This is a genomic window from Paenibacillus sp. FSL R7-0272, from assembly GCF_037969905.1.
Taxonomy (GTDB): Bacteria; Bacillota; Bacilli; order Paenibacillales; family Paenibacillaceae; genus Paenibacillus; species Paenibacillus polysaccharolyticus.
Genome location: NZ_CP150221.1, coordinates 3,602,567 through 3,619,266, shown reverse-complemented (window position 1 = coordinate 3,619,266; position 16,700 = coordinate 3,602,567). Strand labels below are relative to the sequence as shown.

13 protein-coding genes are annotated in these 16,700 nt (G+C 45.0%); 9 read left to right on the top strand and 4 right to left on the bottom strand.

Features of this window, described 5'->3' with window-relative positions; translation table 11 throughout:
• Positions 1 to 193 precede the first annotated feature (193 nt).
• Together abc-f and MKY23_RS15920 are read left to right on the top strand one after the other, a co-directional pair.
• Positions 194 to 1,657 carry an ABC-F type ribosomal protection protein gene (abc-f, locus tag MKY23_RS15925; protein ID WP_339839478.1) on the top strand — a complete coding sequence of 488 codons (1,464 nt, stop codon included), beginning with the start codon at positions 194 to 196 and terminating at the stop codon, positions 1,655 to 1,657.
• Between the two features lie 238 nt (positions 1,658 to 1,895).
• Complete coding sequence (locus MKY23_RS15920; RefSeq protein WP_221789456.1) at positions 1,896 to 2,423, top strand: hypothetical protein; 528 nt, start codon at positions 1,896 to 1,898, stop codon at positions 2,421 to 2,423.
• Position 2,424: 1 nt separating this feature from the next.
• Here the strand turns inward: MKY23_RS15920 and MKY23_RS15915 are convergent, their stop codons facing one another.
• The 4 genes from MKY23_RS15915 to MKY23_RS15900 form a co-directional block, all read right to left on the bottom strand.
• A complete protein-coding gene (locus MKY23_RS15915; protein ID WP_221789457.1) occupies positions 2,425 to 3,366 on the bottom strand; it encodes a hypothetical protein in 942 nt (313 codons plus the stop codon).
• Entirely contained in the window at positions 3,344 to 3,934 is a 591-nt protein-coding gene (locus tag MKY23_RS15910) for an RNA polymerase sigma factor (protein WP_221789459.1), read from the bottom strand. The genes MKY23_RS15915 and MKY23_RS15910 overlap by 23 nt, the downstream gene beginning before the upstream one ends.
• Before the next feature lie 216 nt (positions 3,935 to 4,150).
• Positions 4,151 to 5,383, bottom strand: coding sequence for an aminopeptidase (locus MKY23_RS15905; protein ID WP_339830749.1), 1,233 nt, complete (start codon positions 5,381 to 5,383; stop codon positions 4,151 to 4,153).
• Between the two features lie 87 nt (positions 5,384 to 5,470).
• Positions 5,471 to 6,703: an aminopeptidase gene (locus MKY23_RS15900; RefSeq protein ID WP_221789463.1), complete on the bottom strand. Its 1,233-nt coding sequence runs from the start codon at positions 6,701 to 6,703 to the stop codon at positions 5,471 to 5,473.
• 266 nt (positions 6,704 to 6,969) lie between these two features.
• Between MKY23_RS15900 and MKY23_RS15895 the strand changes: the two genes are divergently transcribed.
• The 7 genes from MKY23_RS15895 (at position 6,970) to uraD (ending at position 16,691) form a co-directional block, all read left to right on the top strand.
• The gene (locus tag MKY23_RS15895; RefSeq protein WP_339830746.1) at positions 6,970 to 7,236 is read left to right on the top strand and encodes a hypothetical protein; all 267 of its coding nucleotides are present in this window, start codon (positions 6,970 to 6,972) and stop codon (positions 7,234 to 7,236) included.
• A gap of 184 nt (positions 7,237 to 7,420) precedes the next feature.
• Positions 7,421 to 8,230: an MBL fold metallo-hydrolase gene (locus MKY23_RS15890; protein WP_154983466.1), complete on the top strand. Its 810-nt coding sequence runs from the start codon at positions 7,421 to 7,423 to the stop codon at positions 8,228 to 8,230.
• 205 nt (positions 8,231 to 8,435) lie between these two features.
• The gene (locus MKY23_RS15885; protein WP_154983465.1) at positions 8,436 to 9,446 is read left to right on the top strand and encodes an aldose 1-epimerase; all 1,011 of its coding nucleotides are present in this window, start codon (positions 8,436 to 8,438) and stop codon (positions 9,444 to 9,446) included.
• A 157-nt stretch (positions 9,447 to 9,603) separates the two neighbouring features.
• Entirely contained in the window at positions 9,604 to 10,992 is a 1,389-nt protein-coding gene (gene fumC, locus MKY23_RS15880; protein WP_090924818.1) for a class II fumarate hydratase, read from the top strand.
• Between the two features lie 197 nt (positions 10,993 to 11,189).
• Entirely contained in the window at positions 11,190 to 13,958 is a 2,769-nt protein-coding gene (locus MKY23_RS15875; RefSeq protein ID WP_339830742.1) for a CHASE3 domain-containing protein, read from the top strand.
• A gap of 274 nt (positions 13,959 to 14,232) precedes the next feature.
• Positions 14,233 to 15,849, top strand: a complete 1,617-nt coding sequence (locus MKY23_RS15870; RefSeq protein WP_339830740.1) for a PucR family transcriptional regulator ligand-binding domain-containing protein — start codon at positions 14,233 to 14,235, stop codon at positions 15,847 to 15,849.
• A 332-nt stretch (positions 15,850 to 16,181) separates the two neighbouring features.
• Entirely contained in the window at positions 16,182 to 16,691 is a 510-nt protein-coding gene (uraD, locus tag MKY23_RS15865; protein WP_339830738.1) for a 2-oxo-4-hydroxy-4-carboxy-5-ureidoimidazoline decarboxylase, read from the top strand.
• Positions 16,692 to 16,700: the final 9 nt, after the last annotated feature.

The following is a 16,700-nucleotide window of genomic DNA, read 5'->3' as shown; positions in this document are numbered from 1 at the left end:
CGTGAGTAATGCAGATTTGAGTCCACAGTGGACTTGGATCTGCATTTTTTATTACATCCAAAATGCTTGACATAGAAAGGAGGGAAGACCTCATGAGATATATGCATTGGTATTTCTTTATATAATCCCCCTTCTTAAATCGCAGGTCATCCTGCGAACGTGAAAACTGCGATTTTTGAAGGAGGAACTCATGATGAGTATATTAATTAAAGCAAAAGAGATTGTTGTGGAATATGCGGGCCGTGAGGTATTCAATATTGAACATTTGGAGCTTTATGAATATGACCGGATCGGCTTGGTTGGCGCCAATGGGGCGGGCAAGAGCACATTGTTAAAAGTGTTACTGGGTGAGATTCCCGAATCTTACGGGAAAGTTGTGAGGAATGGCAGTTTTTCTTATATCCCGCAGATGGAGCAGGGCGGGGCTCAGAGCGATGTGGATTATGCATTAGCGGGTAAGCTTGGAATAGACCGCTTAGATGCTGAGCAGATGAGTGGCGGACAGGAAACAAGGCTGAAAATTGCTCAGGCTTTGTCCAGTTCAGTGCACGGCATTTTTGCAGATGAACCCACGAGCCATCTCGATTCGGAAGGAATCCATTTCTTGATCCATCAGCTCTCTTTTTATACGGGAGCGTTGCTGGTTATCAGTCATGATCGGGAATTTCTTGATCAAGTGGTTGATAAAATTTGGGAACTGAAGGATGGGAAGATTACGGAGTATTGGGGTGGATATTCCGATTATTTGGCTCAGAAGAATGAAAACCAGAAAAAGCAGGAAATCCAGTATCAGCAATATGTGAATGAACGAGAACGACTGGAAAAAGCGATAACTGAAAAAAGGAATCAGGCTCGGAAAGTCGATCAGAAAGAGAAAGGGGCTGCAAGGAAAAACAACTCTGATCAGGGCGGACGGCTTGCTCATCAGAAATCTGTGGGGAGTAAACAGAAGAAACTTCATCAAGCCGCCAAAAATATGGAACAACGGATTGAAGCGTTAGGCGAAGTCCAAGCACCGGAGATGAATCGTACGATTCACTTTCGTCAGAGTCATGCGTTAGAACTTCACAATCCATTTCCGATTATAGGAAATGAGATGAACAAAGCCTTTGGTGATACTGTCATTTTGGAAAACGCATCTTTTCAGTTCCCGCTCGGGGATAAGATCGCGCTGACCGGTGCGAACGGTGCAGGGAAAACAACGTTTCTTAACATGATCTTGAACCGTGAACAGGGCATCATCATATCGCCTAAGGCAGAGATCGGTTATATTGCACAACAAGCATACACACTTGATCACCACCAGGCCGTCATCGAATTCATACAGGAGAACTGTGACTATGAAGTGCCGGAGATTCGAGCTGTATTAGCATCTCTAGGGTTTTCTCCGCATGATGTGCGTAAGCGGTTGGCGGTATTAAGTGGCGGCGAGATGATGAAGTTGCAGCTGGCGAAAATGTTTCTTGGCCGATACAATATTTTGCTTATGGATGAGCCGAATAATTTTCTTGATCTTCCTGCAATGGAAGCGTTGGAGCATTTAATGAAAAGTTATGCAGGCACAATTATTTTCATCTCACATGATGAACGTTTAATCGAGAACGTCGCCGATCAGGTATATGCTATAGAGAATAAACAAATCGTTCGAATCAGGTAATCAGAAGATGATGTTGCTGTTTGTATAAAGTAGATCTAGATTCCGTCCAAATGAAGCCTATTCTTTATCATACGAGATGGATTAATTTAGGTTTCATCGTTTTTGTTAATCCGGAAAATGATGAAAGGACGCTGCCGATTGAACCATCGGGCGTCCTTATTTTTTTGAAACCAGTTATCCATTCCGTCCGTTTAATAGATTACACCAAAAATTAAAACAAGGCTGGGGAGGAATGAAGATGCATAATATCCTAAGACGAGGCAGACAAATATGCCGTACGCCAATCTTGAAAGTAGGTCTGATTCTGGCTTTGACTGCGCCAGTTATTCTTGTTCTGCCTACAGAATCGTCCGCAGTTGCAAGTCCGATCATCAGCGTGTCGTCGGGAGCGCGAACTGCTCCGCCGCCACTCGAACCTCAGGAGTATTTCCTCCAATCAAGGGCTGCCAAACCTGTACATATCTATCAGGCGACTTGTACATTAACACGCGGAGACGGACTTCATGCCATCGTAAAAACAGCGACTAGAACATTTAAAGACATGAAAACCTTGTCTGTGAATTATCGATTGGAGCGCTGGACAGGAACAGCTTGGGTAACGTTCGCAGGCAGCTCCTCAACACAGACCCAAACGAATCTTCTTCGATCCAATTCGGATTGGGAGATCACATCCGGTTATTATTATCGTGTCACTAGTGTTCATACTGCTCATGATGGGATGACATCGGATCAGTCTACACATACATCACCTAGTGTATTGTTTTAATTTATTTTGATTTGGCAGGAGAATTTTGCTCCAGAAAATCGTTGGCGATTGCAATCATCTCCTCTTCAGTCACGGTTCCAAACAGACTCATACTTAGAGAACCTGTCATCCACTGAATAGAATTGAAGGGGGGTCCCACATACATGAGTGCTTCACTATCATCTGCAAGCTTCACAACAGTGCTTTTCTGCAGTGATGTTTTCTCAAGAGACTGCCCTGGCTTAACGTATTCATAATCGAACTGGATAAGCTCGTCTGTATCACTTTTACCCTGAATGGAGTATTTCACCCTCATCATATCGGACTCGTAATAGTTGTCAGGATTGACGGGATTCTCTGTATCCAGTACGAGTTCATATTTTATCTTGTCAAAACGGGCAGGAATGGCTTTGGATATAATAAATTCACCGATAAATCCATCACGAGCGATCTTTTCCGTAACCGCAACGGGGCGGAAAACATGTTTGTTGAGTTCAAAGGCAGGAATGTCTTCCGCTTCATCATGGATAATTGTGCTCGATTCAAGGTCAGGTGGTGGCGGTGTTTTGGCGGTTGAGGGATCGGGACTCAGATTTACAGACTTATCCTCAACCATGATCGATTTCATGCCATTACTCCAATCTTTGATCGATTGAACAATAGGAGATACGGCTTGTGTTCCCGAGGGCAGACTGAAAATAACGGCTCCAATGGTCACAGAAGCTGCCACGATGCCCGATAGCTTGAAGGTGCGTATTTTACGTTTACGTGCGCCAATTCTTTCGATCTCCTTATGTATCTTTTGCCAGGATTGCTGCATGGATTCTGTACGGGAGGCGGAAGGGGTAGAGGCAGCTTGCTGGAAAGCTTCATCAAATGCCTGCTCAAACGCTGCATCAAAGTATTCATTTTCAAGACCTGAATCGAATTGATGTTCAAGCTTATTTAGCTTGCCTTTGCTCAATGCTTCCACCCCATTCCTTATGTAATTTCTTCTTGATACTGCCACGTGCCCGGAATAAACGCTGTTTCACAATGTCTTCTGTGGTGCTTAACAATTCAGCAATTTCCCGATAAGAAAAGCCTTCTTTCCACCGTAACTCAACCAGAACGCGGTATTCCGGCTTCAGCTGAGAAAGGTAACGCTCGATGGATTCTTGCATCATCTGAGTCTCAACTATGTTTTCCACCGAAACAGCGGTTTGATTCATCGTCTCTATATCTATAAAAACACTGTCCGTGTCCAGTTGGTTACGGTTATTTTTATTTTTTCTCAAATAATTTATTGCGGTATTCCGGGTGACTACTTTGAGCCAGGCTTTAAGTTTAACCTCGTCTTCGAAGAGGGGTTTGTTTTTAATGATTTTAATAAATGCTTCCTGAATAATATCTTCTGCCGCTGTACGTTCCTTAATGATATATACGATTAATCCATACACCATATTGTAGTATTCATAATAGACCTCTTCCTGAAGTACAGGTCCTAATTGATGAAAATCGGATGCGAGTAAAAGCTGGAGCCGATTGGCCATGGTGTTCTCCTTTCTGGTCAACAGTCCACAAACATTGGTATCATTACATTTTACAACAGATTATGGAAACGTTACAATGTCCGATAGACCTGTTTACAGTCCTGAAAAGAGGGAGTTCCGACCCTGTTTGATGTTTGCCGAAAAAGAAAAAACAGACGATCTTGCAAACCATGGAATCCATGGCAGCAAAATTGCCTGTTCAATATAAAAGTTTTTTTAAAACGCCCAGTTTCCTTTCAGGAAAATCGGTTCACGGTCTCCACTCGCTGTAATGCCATAGATATCTGTCTCAGGAGAACCCATCATAAAATCAACGTGAGTGATGCTGGAGTTCATACCGCGTTCCGCAAGCTCTTCGGGAGACATCGTTTTGCCTCCTTCGATATTGGAAGCGTACGAACTGCCAATCGCCAGATGGCAAGATGCGTTCTCATCATACAGCGTTGTATAATACAGAATGCCGCTTTCCGAGATTGGAGAGTGGAACGGTACAAGCGCAACTTCGCCAAGATAATGAGAACCTTCATCCATGGAGATGAGGCGTTCCAACGTTTCTTGACCTTCCTCTGCATGAAAGTCCACAATCCGCCCCTTCTCAAATTTGAGGGTAAACCGATCGATAATGCTACCGCCGTAACTTAGCGGTTTGGTACTCGCCACTGTGCCGTTCACACCGTATTTCGCTGGAGCGGTGTACACTTCTTCCGTAGGAATATTGGCTACAAAAGGGGTTCCTTGTGCGTTTACGCTACCAGCCTGCGCCCAAATATGTCCTTCAGGGAGCTCAATCGTGAGATCTGTGCCCGGGGAGGTGTAATGCAGTGCATGGTACTTCTTGTTATTGAGCGCCACGGCTCGTGACTCCAGACGTTCGATATGTTGTGCCCATGCAGCGATTGGATCTTCAACGTCCGCGCGTACAGCGGCAAAGATCGCATCCCAGAGCTGATTCATCTGTTCTGCTTGTGGGAGATCAGGGAACACCTTGGCCGCCCAATCCGGTGAAGGGCAAGCAATGCCAGTCCAGCTCATCTTATCAGCTTGCAGATACTGACGATACTTAGCCATCGCCTGACCAAAGGAGCGCTGGTTCGCCGAGATTCTAGCCGGATCAATGCCTTTCATCAGATCCGGGCTGGAAGATAAAATCGTCAGAAAAACGGCATTATTCTCTGCGAGTTCCTCCATCTCTGCCGCATGCCATTTGGGAAGTTCATCGAAGGACTCCTCAGGAGCCATTTCAAAGCGAAGACGGTTGACCGTTTCATCGGAGTATTTCACGATAACTTGTTTGGCCCCGGCTTCATATCCTTTACGTACCAGTAGTTGCACAAGTGGTGCTGCATCAATCATGGCATTGATGACAAAAATCTGCCCCGGTTGCACGTTTGCCCCAACTTTGACAGCGAGTGCAGCGTATCGATCCAGCTTTTGTTCAAAACTCAACATCGAATGTCCCTCCATAATCTTTAAATATGAGTACAATTCAGACACAGGAAAAGAGAGGAGAAATCTCCTCTCTATGCATGGAGCATATTAGAATGCCCAGTTTCCATTCACGAAGATCGGTTCTTCCGCACCTTCCGAAGTGACACCATTGATGTTCATCTCACCGGAACCAATCATGAAATCAACGTGAGTCAGACTGGAGTTCATGCCATGTTCGATCAACTCTTCCTTAGACATCGTCTTGCCGCCTTCCAGACAGAAAGCATACGCATTTCCGATCGCCAAGTGATTGGATGCATTCTCATCAAACAAGGTATTGTAGAACAGAATGTTCGTATCCGAAATTGGAGATTGATGTGGAACAAGGGCAACTTCACCCAGATAATGTGCACCTTCATCCATTTCGACGAGGTTCTTCAGTGCATCAAGCCCTTGCTCAGCAGTGTAATCAACAATGCGTCCATTCTCAAATGTGAGGGAGAAGCCGTCAATTAGATTGCCACCGTAACTAAGCGGTTTTGTGCTGCGAACAGTACCATTCACACCGGTTTTCAGCGGTGCAGTAAATACTTCCTCTGTAGGCATATTGGCAATAAACACATGTCCTTGCTCGTTTACACTGCCTCCGGATACCCAGATGTGACCTTCTGGAAGTTCGATGGTTAAGTCTGTACCTGGCGCGGTATAGTGAAGTTTTTTATATTTTTTGCTGTTCAGCAGATCTGCGCGGGAGTCAAGGTTCTGCAGGTGAGTTTTCCATTCAGCGACAGCATCTTTTTCACCAATCCGTACCGTTTTGAAAATAACATCCCACAGGCGGTCCACTTGCTGCGCTTCAGGCAGATCCGGGAATACTTTAGCAGCCCATTCAGGAGAAGGGACAGCTACGATGGACCAGCTGAATTTATCAGCCATTTGATAGGCACGATATTTCTCCAGGGCTTTGCCGCGCACTTTCTGACTGGTTACGATGCGCTCCTGTGCCACTCCGTTCAGCAGATCCGGATTTTCCGCGATGACATGCAAGATTGCCGCGCCTTCTTCAACAAGCTCTGTCATTTCAGCTGCGAACCATTTTGGTTCGATCGAGAATGCCTCATCCGGCGCCAGATCATAGTGAAGTCGAGTAACCGTTTCGTCACTCCAGTTGACTTTGACCAGTTTTGCACCCGTGTTGTACGCAGCCTTAACGATCAATCGTACAAAATGAGCTGCCGTGATTGGCGCATTTACAACTAATGTTTGTCCAGGGTGGACATTGACACCTACTTTGACAGCCAGTTCAGCATATTGTTGCAGATTCGATTCAAAATTGTTCATGCTATTTTTTCCTCCAATGTGATATGAATATCGTAGCTGGCGGTCTATTATAGTCCTCTTTGAAGTTTATGAGGAATCAGCATAGGGCCTTCATTGAATAATGTATACGTTGCTACGATATATATTGTACAATTAACCAATAATAATTACCAAACAGCTTTGCCAGAAAGTTGGAGAAAAGCGCCAAAAGAGAGATTTTTGGACGTTTTAATCGAAAATTTATTACAGTGAGGCTTTAAACGAAAGATTAAAAGGAGAGTATACAGGTGAATATTGAAATTATTCGCGCAGAAATGCGTCGTGAGGACGAAAAAAGTTTCGTAGGAAGTACGGTGTTCAAGACAGATGGTGATAAATCCGTATATGAAATTACGTTTATGAGCAAGAACGGCAAGGATTGGGACTACAGCCTGCACTTCACGGAACAATCGGGTGACGAAGAAGAGTTGCTGAAAATGGACGAGTTGCTCGAAAATGATGATGATTTGTACAATCAATTGCTGGATGCAGCCTTGGATGCTTACCCGGCTTAATGTAAAGTAAATATTCTTGTTCTATTGTCCGAGTTACCTGACTATACTAGACGGTGTGTGCCCTGGGAAGGGTGTCCGCCGTCTATTTTTATTTCCGAGATTCCGAATAGATATTCCAGAAAAGGGAAGTCTACGAGATGAACTAAACCAGAGAGACAATTCGCCTGATGGGAGGTAACCGTGAATGGCATTTGACAATCTGATTACATCAGGAATGACCAGCGTAGAGGAAGTTGCTCCTGATATTTTGAGCTTGCGTACCCTTTTTGTGAATGTCGTGTTCATTGGAAAACCGGGAAGCAGGAGCTGGGTCCTTGTGGACACAGGAATGTCAAAATTCACGAATCACATTGTTGATGTGGCAACCGAGCGTTTTCAAGGTCCGCCGTCTGCCATTATTTTAACGCATGGTCATTTTGATCATGTGGGAACGGTAATTGAACTGGAGCAATTCTGGGGAGTGCCGGTGTACGCGCATCCACTTGAAATACCTTATCTCACAGGTTTGAAAAATTATCCTCCGGCAGACCCTTCTGTGGGTGGAGGCCTCATGGCGCAGTTGTCATTTACGTATCCGAACGAAGCCATTAATCTGGATGATCGGATATTCAGTCTACCCCAAAATCATACGGTGCCCGGCACAAAGGGTTGGAACTGGATTCATACGCCAGGTCATACACCGGGACATATATCCTTGTTCCGCGAAGCAGATCGATTACTGATTGCGGGTGATGCGATTGTCTCGGTCAAACAGGAGTCGCTCTGGAGTGTTCTGCTTCAGGACAAACAGTTACACGGCCCTCCGGCGTATTTTACAACGGATTGGGAGGAAGCGCATGAATCAGTTCAGCGTATCAGGCAACTGGAGCCGAGAACGGTTGTGACAGGGCATGGACATGTGTTAAGCGGGGAGATGTTACATGAATCACTCCGGCATCTCGACATGCATTTTGAAGAAGATACGGTACCCAAGCAGGGTAAGTATGTAGAATGAGAAAACATAGACCGTTACTCGTGAGTGAGTTGAAGAGCGATGAAGACCAACAAAGAGTGATCAAGGCAGCTGATCGTGCAGCTGTCTTTTTGTTTTGCGCTTGCCTGTTTAATTTGTTCTCGATCTCAGATTGTTCTTTTAGGCGCAATCATGATATAGTCGAGCCGTATAATATAACCTTAGTATGCAGGAGGTACATATAACGATGACACAACAGAATACAGCGTTTGAAGAGCAATTTGGCGGCATTCCCGCGGTATGGCTACGCTTTGGTTCATTTGAAGCGGCGGTGATTCCAAGCGTTGGCGCGAACCTGGTAGCTTTTCGGGATACGGAAAAAGGATACAGCTACCTGCGCGAACCGGATCAGGATCAGATGGATGAATTCATGGCGGCTCCTGCCGTGTACGGTATTCCGATTCTGTCTCCTCCTAATCGATATGAAGACGGTCGTTTCCCTTGGAATGGAAAAGTCTATCAATTACCGATTAATGAACCCGCGACAGGCAACCATTTGCACGGATTTTTGCATGATGTGGCGTGGACGGTTGAGGGATTCGGTTCCAATGATCTGGAGAGTTATGTCACACTTAGCCAAAACATTGGAGAAGGCCATGCTTTTTACAAATATTTGCCGTTCACCTTCAGTGTAACGCTTCGTTACTCTCTGAGCAGTCATGGTCTGCAGCAGCAGTTAATTGTGAACAATACGGGCACAGAATATATGCCGAACCTGTTTGCTTTCCATACAGCAATTAAAGTTCCTTTTGCTCCGGACAGTCAGTCCTCGGATTATACAGCCAAAGTGACGATTGGCCAGCGCCGTGAATTAAACGAGCGTTCGCTACCGACGGGACAATTTCAACCGCTTACACCGGAGGAAGAGCAGCTTAAACAGGGCGGAGTTAGTCCGTTTTTTGCAGCGATGGATAACCACTATACCGCCGAGCCGCAAAATGGCCGCAATTACATGGAACTGACAGATCATCGCACAGGAGACAAACTGGTGTACGATGTAGGCACGTCCTATAAACATTGGATGATCTGGAACAACAATGCCTGCAATGAATTTTTCTGTCCGGAACCACAGATGAATCTGGTTAATGCTCCGAATGTGGAAGGGATTTCCGCAGAAGAGAGTGGTCTCGTTGGATTACAACCAGGTGAACTCTATGAACAAACCAGCCGTTTGTATCCGATTGCTGCTCAAAAATAAAACGGGATAGATTGAACTTGCTTCTGACCTGTTTGTTTTGCGCTACGCTTACAATTTTGTCGAAAAGGTGAAAACCTGTTCGTAAATCATGTATAATATGACGAGATACACAAGCTTTGTAGAGACCCAGACCAACATTTTGGAGGAGGACAAGCAAGTGGAATACCGCATTGAGAGAGATACGTTAGGCGAAATGAAAGTACCAGCCGACAGGCTGTGGGGCGCTCAGACGCAGCGCAGTAAGGAAAATTTCCCTATTGGACGCGAGCATATGCCGATGGAATTGGTGCGAGCTCTCGCCATTTTGAAGAAAAGTGCTGCGGCCAGTAATCATAAATTAGGCAAATTATCAGCGGCGAAAGCAGATGCGATTGCTTATGCTGCTGACGAAATTATTGCAGGACGTATTGATGATCACTTCCCACTGGTTGTATGGCAGACGGGTAGCGGTACTCAATCCAACATGAACGTGAATGAAGTCATTGCTAACCTGGGTAACCAGCTGCTGGAGCAAAAAGGTAAAGAAGAGCGCCTGCATCCGAATGATGATGTTAATATGTCGCAAAGCTCCAATGACACCTTCCCAACAGCGCTGCATGTAGCGGGCGTTCTTGCGGTGGAGGATCAGTTGCTGCCAGCAATTGCGGTGTTGAAAGCGACTTTTGCGGAAAAAGTGGAAGCGTTTAAGGATATCATCAAAATTGGACGTACTCACCTTCAGGATGCAACGCCGATTACGCTTGGCCAAGAGATTAGCGGCTGGGAAGCTATGCTCGGTAAGAGTGAACGTATGATCCGCGAAAGCGTAGAGTACATGAAGGAGCTTGCGATTGGGGGGACGGCTGTAGGAACCGGAATTAACGCGCATCCTGACTTCGGTGATCTTACAGCCAAGGAGATTGGTAAGCATACAGGTAAAGATTTCGTATCTGCGCCAAACAAATTCCACGCTCTGACCAGCCATGATGAAGTGGTGTATGCTCACGGTGCAGTAAAAGCGCTTGCAGCGGATATGATGAAAATTGCCAATGACGTACGCTGGCTCGCAAGCGGTCCACGTAGCGGTCTCGGTGAGATTCGTATCCCTGAGAACGAGCCGGGCAGCTCGATTATGCCAGGTAAAGTGAATCCGACACAGAGCGAAGCGATCACGATGGTTGTGACACAAGTGATGGGTAACGATGCGGCGATTGGATTCGCGGCAAGCCAAGGTAATTTTGAACTGAACGTATTCAAACCTGTCATCATTTATAACTTCCTGCAGTCTGTACAGTTGCTCGCTGACTCCATCGTTGCATTTAATGACAAATGTGCTGTGGGTATTGAGCCGAACCTGGATCAGATCAAACACAATCTGGATAACTCGCTTATGCTGGTCACTGCACTCAATCCTCATATTGGATATGAGAATGCAGCTAAAATTGCTAAGCTTGCACATAAAGAAGGTTTGTCCCTGAAGGAAGCTGCGTTACAAACCGGACTTCTTACAGAGGAACAATTCGATCAATATGTAGACCCGGCTAAAATGATTGCACCAAAGGCTTAAACTGATTTTAAACTCCTATATTGTGTCAATTATAAATATCTATGAATAAAGTCCCGGAAAAGCGGCCTGCAAAGCAGGTCGTTTTTCTTATGTAATCACATATTTTTCTTGTCAGCTGATATCTATACATATAAAATACTAATGCAACAGATTTCATGCAACGATTCAGCATTCGTCTATATTTGGAGGGTTTCACGTTGTCTAAAACGAGAAGATTTACGATACGCTCCAAAATTGTATTGGGCTATCTTGTGGTTGTGCTCTTATTTGGTGTAGTACTACTGATCCTTTCGGCCCAAATCGATGTGTTGCAGAAGGAAAATGATTTTATTAGTCATCATGATCTGGACGTACATAATCTGACCAACGCGATTGAGAAAAACGTACTCGATATGGAAACGGGACAGCGCGGGTTCATGCTTACCGGAAAGGAAAGTTATCTGCAACCTTATGATCAAGGTCTTTCCGAGTGGAATACGAATTACGATCAGTTATACGCCTTGATTAGCGATAATCCGGCACAACAGCAAAACTTGCAAAATATTAAATCCCATATCAACCGTTGGATTGAAATTGCTGGTGAACGATCCGTACAGCTCAAGAAGGAAGGCGATCAAGATAAGGTTCTCGCTTTTTTTCAGTCCGATCCGGGGAAAACGGAAATCGATCTGCTTCGCTCCCAGCTGGCTACCTTCCGCAACACCGAAATTTTGCTTACAGAAGCTAGGGTGACGGATTTGGCGAACCGGAGTTCAACTTTGCTGACAATCATGTACACCTTGTGGGGTCTGATTGCAGCACTATCCATCGCCGCGGCTTTCATTGTATCAGGCAACATTGTTAGAACGCTTCAAGAGGTAAAGCACACGATTAGCGATATTTCCAGAGGCGGTAACCTCAAACAGCGGATACGTGTAAGAACACGGGATGAAGTCGCTGATCTCGCACATGAAGCGAATCAACTACTGGATGAAGTGCAGGAGCAAAACCGGGTGAAGGATCAACTTACAGGTGTTGCTACTCTTTTCCAAAACCCTACCACATTAGAAGGTTTATCACGTTTGTTCCTGAGTGAACTTGCAACGATGTTGGAGATTCCGTACAGCGTGTTGTATTACTGGAAGGACAATCGGTTGTTTCAGGTGGCAGCCTATGCAGGAGATGGGGAGAAGGAACGCTCGCTCGGGAAAATATCACTTGCCCCTGGTGAAGGGTTAGTCGGTCAAAGTGCGATTGAGCAGCGGGTGTTACGAATGAATGATTTACCGCAGAATTACATTCGCATCTCGTCAGGTCTGGGCCATGCCTCAGCGAGTTCGCTTACCGTTGTACCCATCCTGTTTGAAGGAAAGACCGTTGCTGTCGTAGAACTCGCTTCCATGAAGCCATTAACCGAGAAGGCCATGGAATTGATCAAGGAATTAACGGTCATTTTCGGAGTTTCGCTTCATTCTACAGTTACGCGAATGGAACTACAGCACCTTTACGATGAATCACAAGTACTGAACGAAGAGTTACAGGCACAATCCGAGAAGTTGCAACTTCAAACCGAGGAGATGCAATCTCAGACAGAAGAATTGCAGATGCAAACGGAAGAGTTATATATGTTAAATGAACGCTTGGAGAGTCAGAAGGGCACGGCTGAGAATGCGGTCCAAGAACTTGCAGCAACTGCGCATCAGCTGCGAATCAGTTCGGGATACAAATCCGAATTTCTGGCTAATATGTCGCATGAGCTGCGCACACCTCTGAACAGCATGTTGATTCTGTCCGAGATATTGGCGGAAAACAAACATCATCATTTGAGCGGTGAGGAGCAGAACTATGCAGCCGTTATTCACAGATCGGGCAAAGACTTACTTAACTTGATTAACGATATTCTCGATCTGTCGAAGGTTGAGGCTGGACAGATGGAAGTGGAATTTGATGATGTTTACCTCGACACGTTGCCTGAAGTGATGAATCAGTATTTCTTGAAAACGGCTGAACAGAAAAAAATAGATTTTCGTATTCAGCTACAAGGTCCTCTTCCGGCTACGATTGAAACCGATGAAATGCGGATGCACCAGATTCTTAGAAATCTGCTCTCGAATGCGTTTAAGTTCACCAGCACAGGGGAAGTGGCACTAACCATTTCTCAGGTGCGTCTGACTGACCCTGAACACGCCGGTCAAGAAACCGAAGTCATTGCTTTTTCCGTTAGTGATACGGGGATCGGTATTGCGGAGGATAAACTTCTCCAGATCTTTGAGGCATTCAAACAGGCTGATGGAGCAACGGCTCGTAAATATGGCGGTACGGGACTAGGGCTGTCCATCTCTCAATCGCTGGCTTCATTACTTGGCGGTTCAATTTCGGCAACGAGCCGTTTGGGCCAAGGCAGTGTGTTCACGCTGTTTCTCCCGTTGTATCGAAAAGGTCACGAGGTTTCGCAGGAGGAGCAAAGTTCTAGACTGTTTGTTTATGAGGCAGTTGATGCTAAAGTAAAAGAAAGTATCGTCCCTTCATCACCTCATGTGGAGCCGGAACTGAAGAATATGGAGATTTTGCTAACGCCTTTGGAAGAATCGTTATTCAGGGATCGACAGATTCTTGTCGTGGATGATGACATTCGTAACGTATATGCGCTTGCAAATGCATTGGAGCAATACGGTATGCAAGTGACCTCTGCTCAGAATGGAACGGAATGTCTGGAGCTGTTAGAGCAGGGAGGTCTCAGACCGGATGTTATTCTTATGGATATCATGATGCCAGAACTGGATGGATATGAAACCACCCGTCGGATTCGAGAGCAACTTGGCCTGACCCAGATTCCCATCATTGCGCTCACAGCAAAAGCGATGAAAGAAGATCGGGAGAAATGTATCGCTGCCGGAGCTACGGACTATCTCAGTAAACCGTTGAATATCAAAGATGTATTATCCCGTATGAAATTATGGATGAGTCACGAAAAAATGGAGATTTGAACGAATCCGCATTGCCGGGTTTAATGTTAAGCATAAAATATTTATTTAAAATGTTTCAAACCTATGCCCATCACAGCATGATGATGCTGCCTTGAGGACATAGGTTTATTTTTTTCTCATGTAAGTTTCTTTATGGAAATTGATGTTATAATACTTAACAAACAATCAAAGGTTCTCTATTTTTCATTTCGAAATCGGTGGAATTACGAAGCCTAAAGGTCATTGTAAACGATTTGTTTACACAATTGTGTTAAATATATGGGAGGTCATGTCCATGCAGCTTACCGTTAAAGAAGCTTTGCAGGTATACCCGCTGTCTGAAGCCAAATTGATTGCGGGCCGGGAAGGGACTTCACGGATGATGAAGTCAGTCAACGTCATGGACGCTCCTGATATTGCAGATTGGATCAAATCTGGAGAAATGTTGTTTACGACCGCTTTTATGATCAAAGATAGTGAAACAGATACGCTTCGATTAATGCAACGGCTGAATGAACGTGGATGTGCGGGAATTGGCATTAAGCTTGGACGATTCTGGGAATCGATCCCCCAAGGCATAGTAGAGGAAGCGAATCGACTTCGGCTACCGCTTTTGGAGCTTCCGTTCCAATTCACTTTCTCTGACCAGATGAACGCCTTGTTTAAAGCGGAACATGAACGTAGCCATCGGCTCCTGCACGAAGTTGTGCAAAAACAAAAGAAACTAATGCAGTTCGCTTTACAGCAACAACATCATCGCAATGTGTTTGCCGAAATGTCCACGATCCTCAACTATTCGATTGCCGTCATCGGCTCACGCGGACATGTGCTCTATGCGAACGATGACGTGATGTCGGACAATGCAGTCACGCAAGGCTGGCCCTGGAAATCAGTGATGCACCGGGTAAAATGGAATCAGGGAAGCTGTCACCGTGTCCCGATTCAACAAAAAGACGAGGAACTGGGTTTCCTATTGGTGTACACGGATTCTGCCTTGTCTCTACGAGCGGAGGAGGAGCTGTTTCAGCAAGCTGCGGATGTGCTCGCCTTTTACATGGATATGACCTACCGCGAACATATCAACCCAACGGTTCAGGATGAAATGCGGACCTTGCTGACCCAATATATGGAGCAGAAATTGACCATACAGGAGCTCATGACTTTGAGCGAAAATAAGGGAGTACACCTATTTCAAGAGACGTATCAGTGTGTGTTAACCACGCTCGAACCCAATGCTTTTGCTGAGGGGAAGTTGCTCAAGCAGATTCATCGTGAGTTGCAGTACAATCCCCTTATGCAATTCACAGCTTCTCAGCATTTTCAGATGAAAGAAGGAATCCTATCCATCTACAGTTGTCCGACCGGGCGTGATTATGGTGAGGAGTTGTCCGCCTTTCTCTTAAATCGATTTGGCGATGTGCTTATGGCTCAAGAAGCCAAAGGTGCGCCAGGTCCTCGTTTCTGGATAAGCAAAATGAAACATGAGCCAACTTCACTACGTGAAGCATACCAAGAGTGTCTGGATACACGTCAGTTAGCCCGAAGGCTCGGCATGAAGGATCGGGCACTACAATTTGAAATGTTGGAATTTGCGTATGTATTTCAGCATGTGCCGGAACAAATGATGGAGAATTATTGTCATAAAGTGCTCGAACCTTTGCTTGCCAGAGACGGTGATCCCAATCAGGTACTGATGAGCACGCTAGAGTCTTTTATTGAAAATGACGGATTAATTAATGAAGCCGCCAAACAGTTGTATGTGCATCGCAATACGGTAACTTATCGTATGGAGAAGATCGGCAGTCTGTTGCAAATGGATTTCAAAAAGACGAATGATCTGCTCAAATTAAAGCTGGTCTTTACCTTCCGTAAATTCGTGCGAGATAAAGCGCCTGCAAGACTTCGTACGTAATAACTAATGCTCGTATAGTTGGATACTCATATACTCATATACCCATATACTCATATGTTCACGTGTTAATGTGTTTATAATGCTCGTGATATGAGTGATGCTTAAAGTGTTGATCAAAAGTTATATTAAAATGATTAAACCGCACTCCCTTCATTGGTGAGTGCGGTTTTTTGACATACATAGCAAGTGTAAGAGCGGTTTTCCGTGCGCAGATAACAATTCATTCGTTTGATGTTATGTTATTTTACAAAATCACGTAAATAATGTTGCTGTATTCTGAGGCAGTGAATAGAATGAGGAACAATAATTAAATAGAGACCGGGGGTTATCACATGGATGATCTTATACATCTCGTTAACGGCTGGTCTGATCAACAGTTTATGAAAGAATTTGGCTCGTTATTTGAAGAGTCTGCTTGGATTGCAGAGCGTGCTGCCGGACTTCGGCCTTTTTGTTCATGGGAAGAGATGATGCAGGTTATGACGAAACAAGTTCTTGACTCGGAGTATAAAGAGAAGCTGAAACTGCTCCGAAAGCATCCGGATTTGGGTGCTCGCATCAGCATGAGTACCAGCTCGGTTCAGGAGCAGGCTGGTGCTGGCCTGGATTCATTAACACCGGAACAATATAACGAGCTAAAGCAGTTGAATGAGAGGTATACAAAGCAATTTGGCTTTCCGTTCATTTTAGCGGTGAAGGGCCATACGAAGGGATCTATTTTTGATTCCATAAGACAACGGCTAGAGAGAAACGAGCAAGAAGAATTCGTAACGGCATTAAATGAGGTATTTAAAATTGCGACAATCCGTTTGCAACAATGGATGACCGAGCGTGCAAAGTGATCTGAAGAA

Excerpts from the sequence above, each read along its gene's own strand:
- abc-f (WP_339839478.1), top strand. The coding sequence starts at position 194 with ATGAGTATATTAATTAAAGCAAAAGAGATTGTTGTGGAATATGCGGGC.
- MKY23_RS15920 (WP_221789456.1), top strand. The coding sequence starts at position 1,896 with ATGCATAATATCCTAAGACGAGGCAGACAAATATGCCGTACGCCAATC.
- MKY23_RS15910 (WP_221789459.1), bottom strand. The coding sequence starts at position 3,934 with ATGGCCAATCGGCTCCAGCTTTTACTCGCATCCGATTTTCATCAATTA.
- MKY23_RS15905 (WP_339830749.1), bottom strand. The coding sequence starts at position 5,383 with ATGTTGAGTTTTGAACAAAAGCTGGATCGATACGCTGCACTCGCTGTC.
- MKY23_RS15900 (WP_221789463.1), bottom strand. The coding sequence starts at position 6,703 with ATGAACAATTTTGAATCGAATCTGCAACAATATGCTGAACTGGCTGTC.
- MKY23_RS15890 (WP_154983466.1), top strand. The coding sequence starts at position 7,421 with ATGGCATTTGACAATCTGATTACATCAGGAATGACCAGCGTAGAGGAA.
- MKY23_RS15885 (WP_154983465.1), top strand. The coding sequence starts at position 8,436 with ATGACACAACAGAATACAGCGTTTGAAGAGCAATTTGGCGGCATTCCC.
- MKY23_RS15870 (WP_339830740.1), top strand. The coding sequence starts at position 14,233 with ATGCAGCTTACCGTTAAAGAAGCTTTGCAGGTATACCCGCTGTCTGAA.
- uraD (WP_339830738.1), top strand. The coding sequence starts at position 16,182 with ATGGATGATCTTATACATCTCGTTAACGGCTGGTCTGATCAACAGTTT.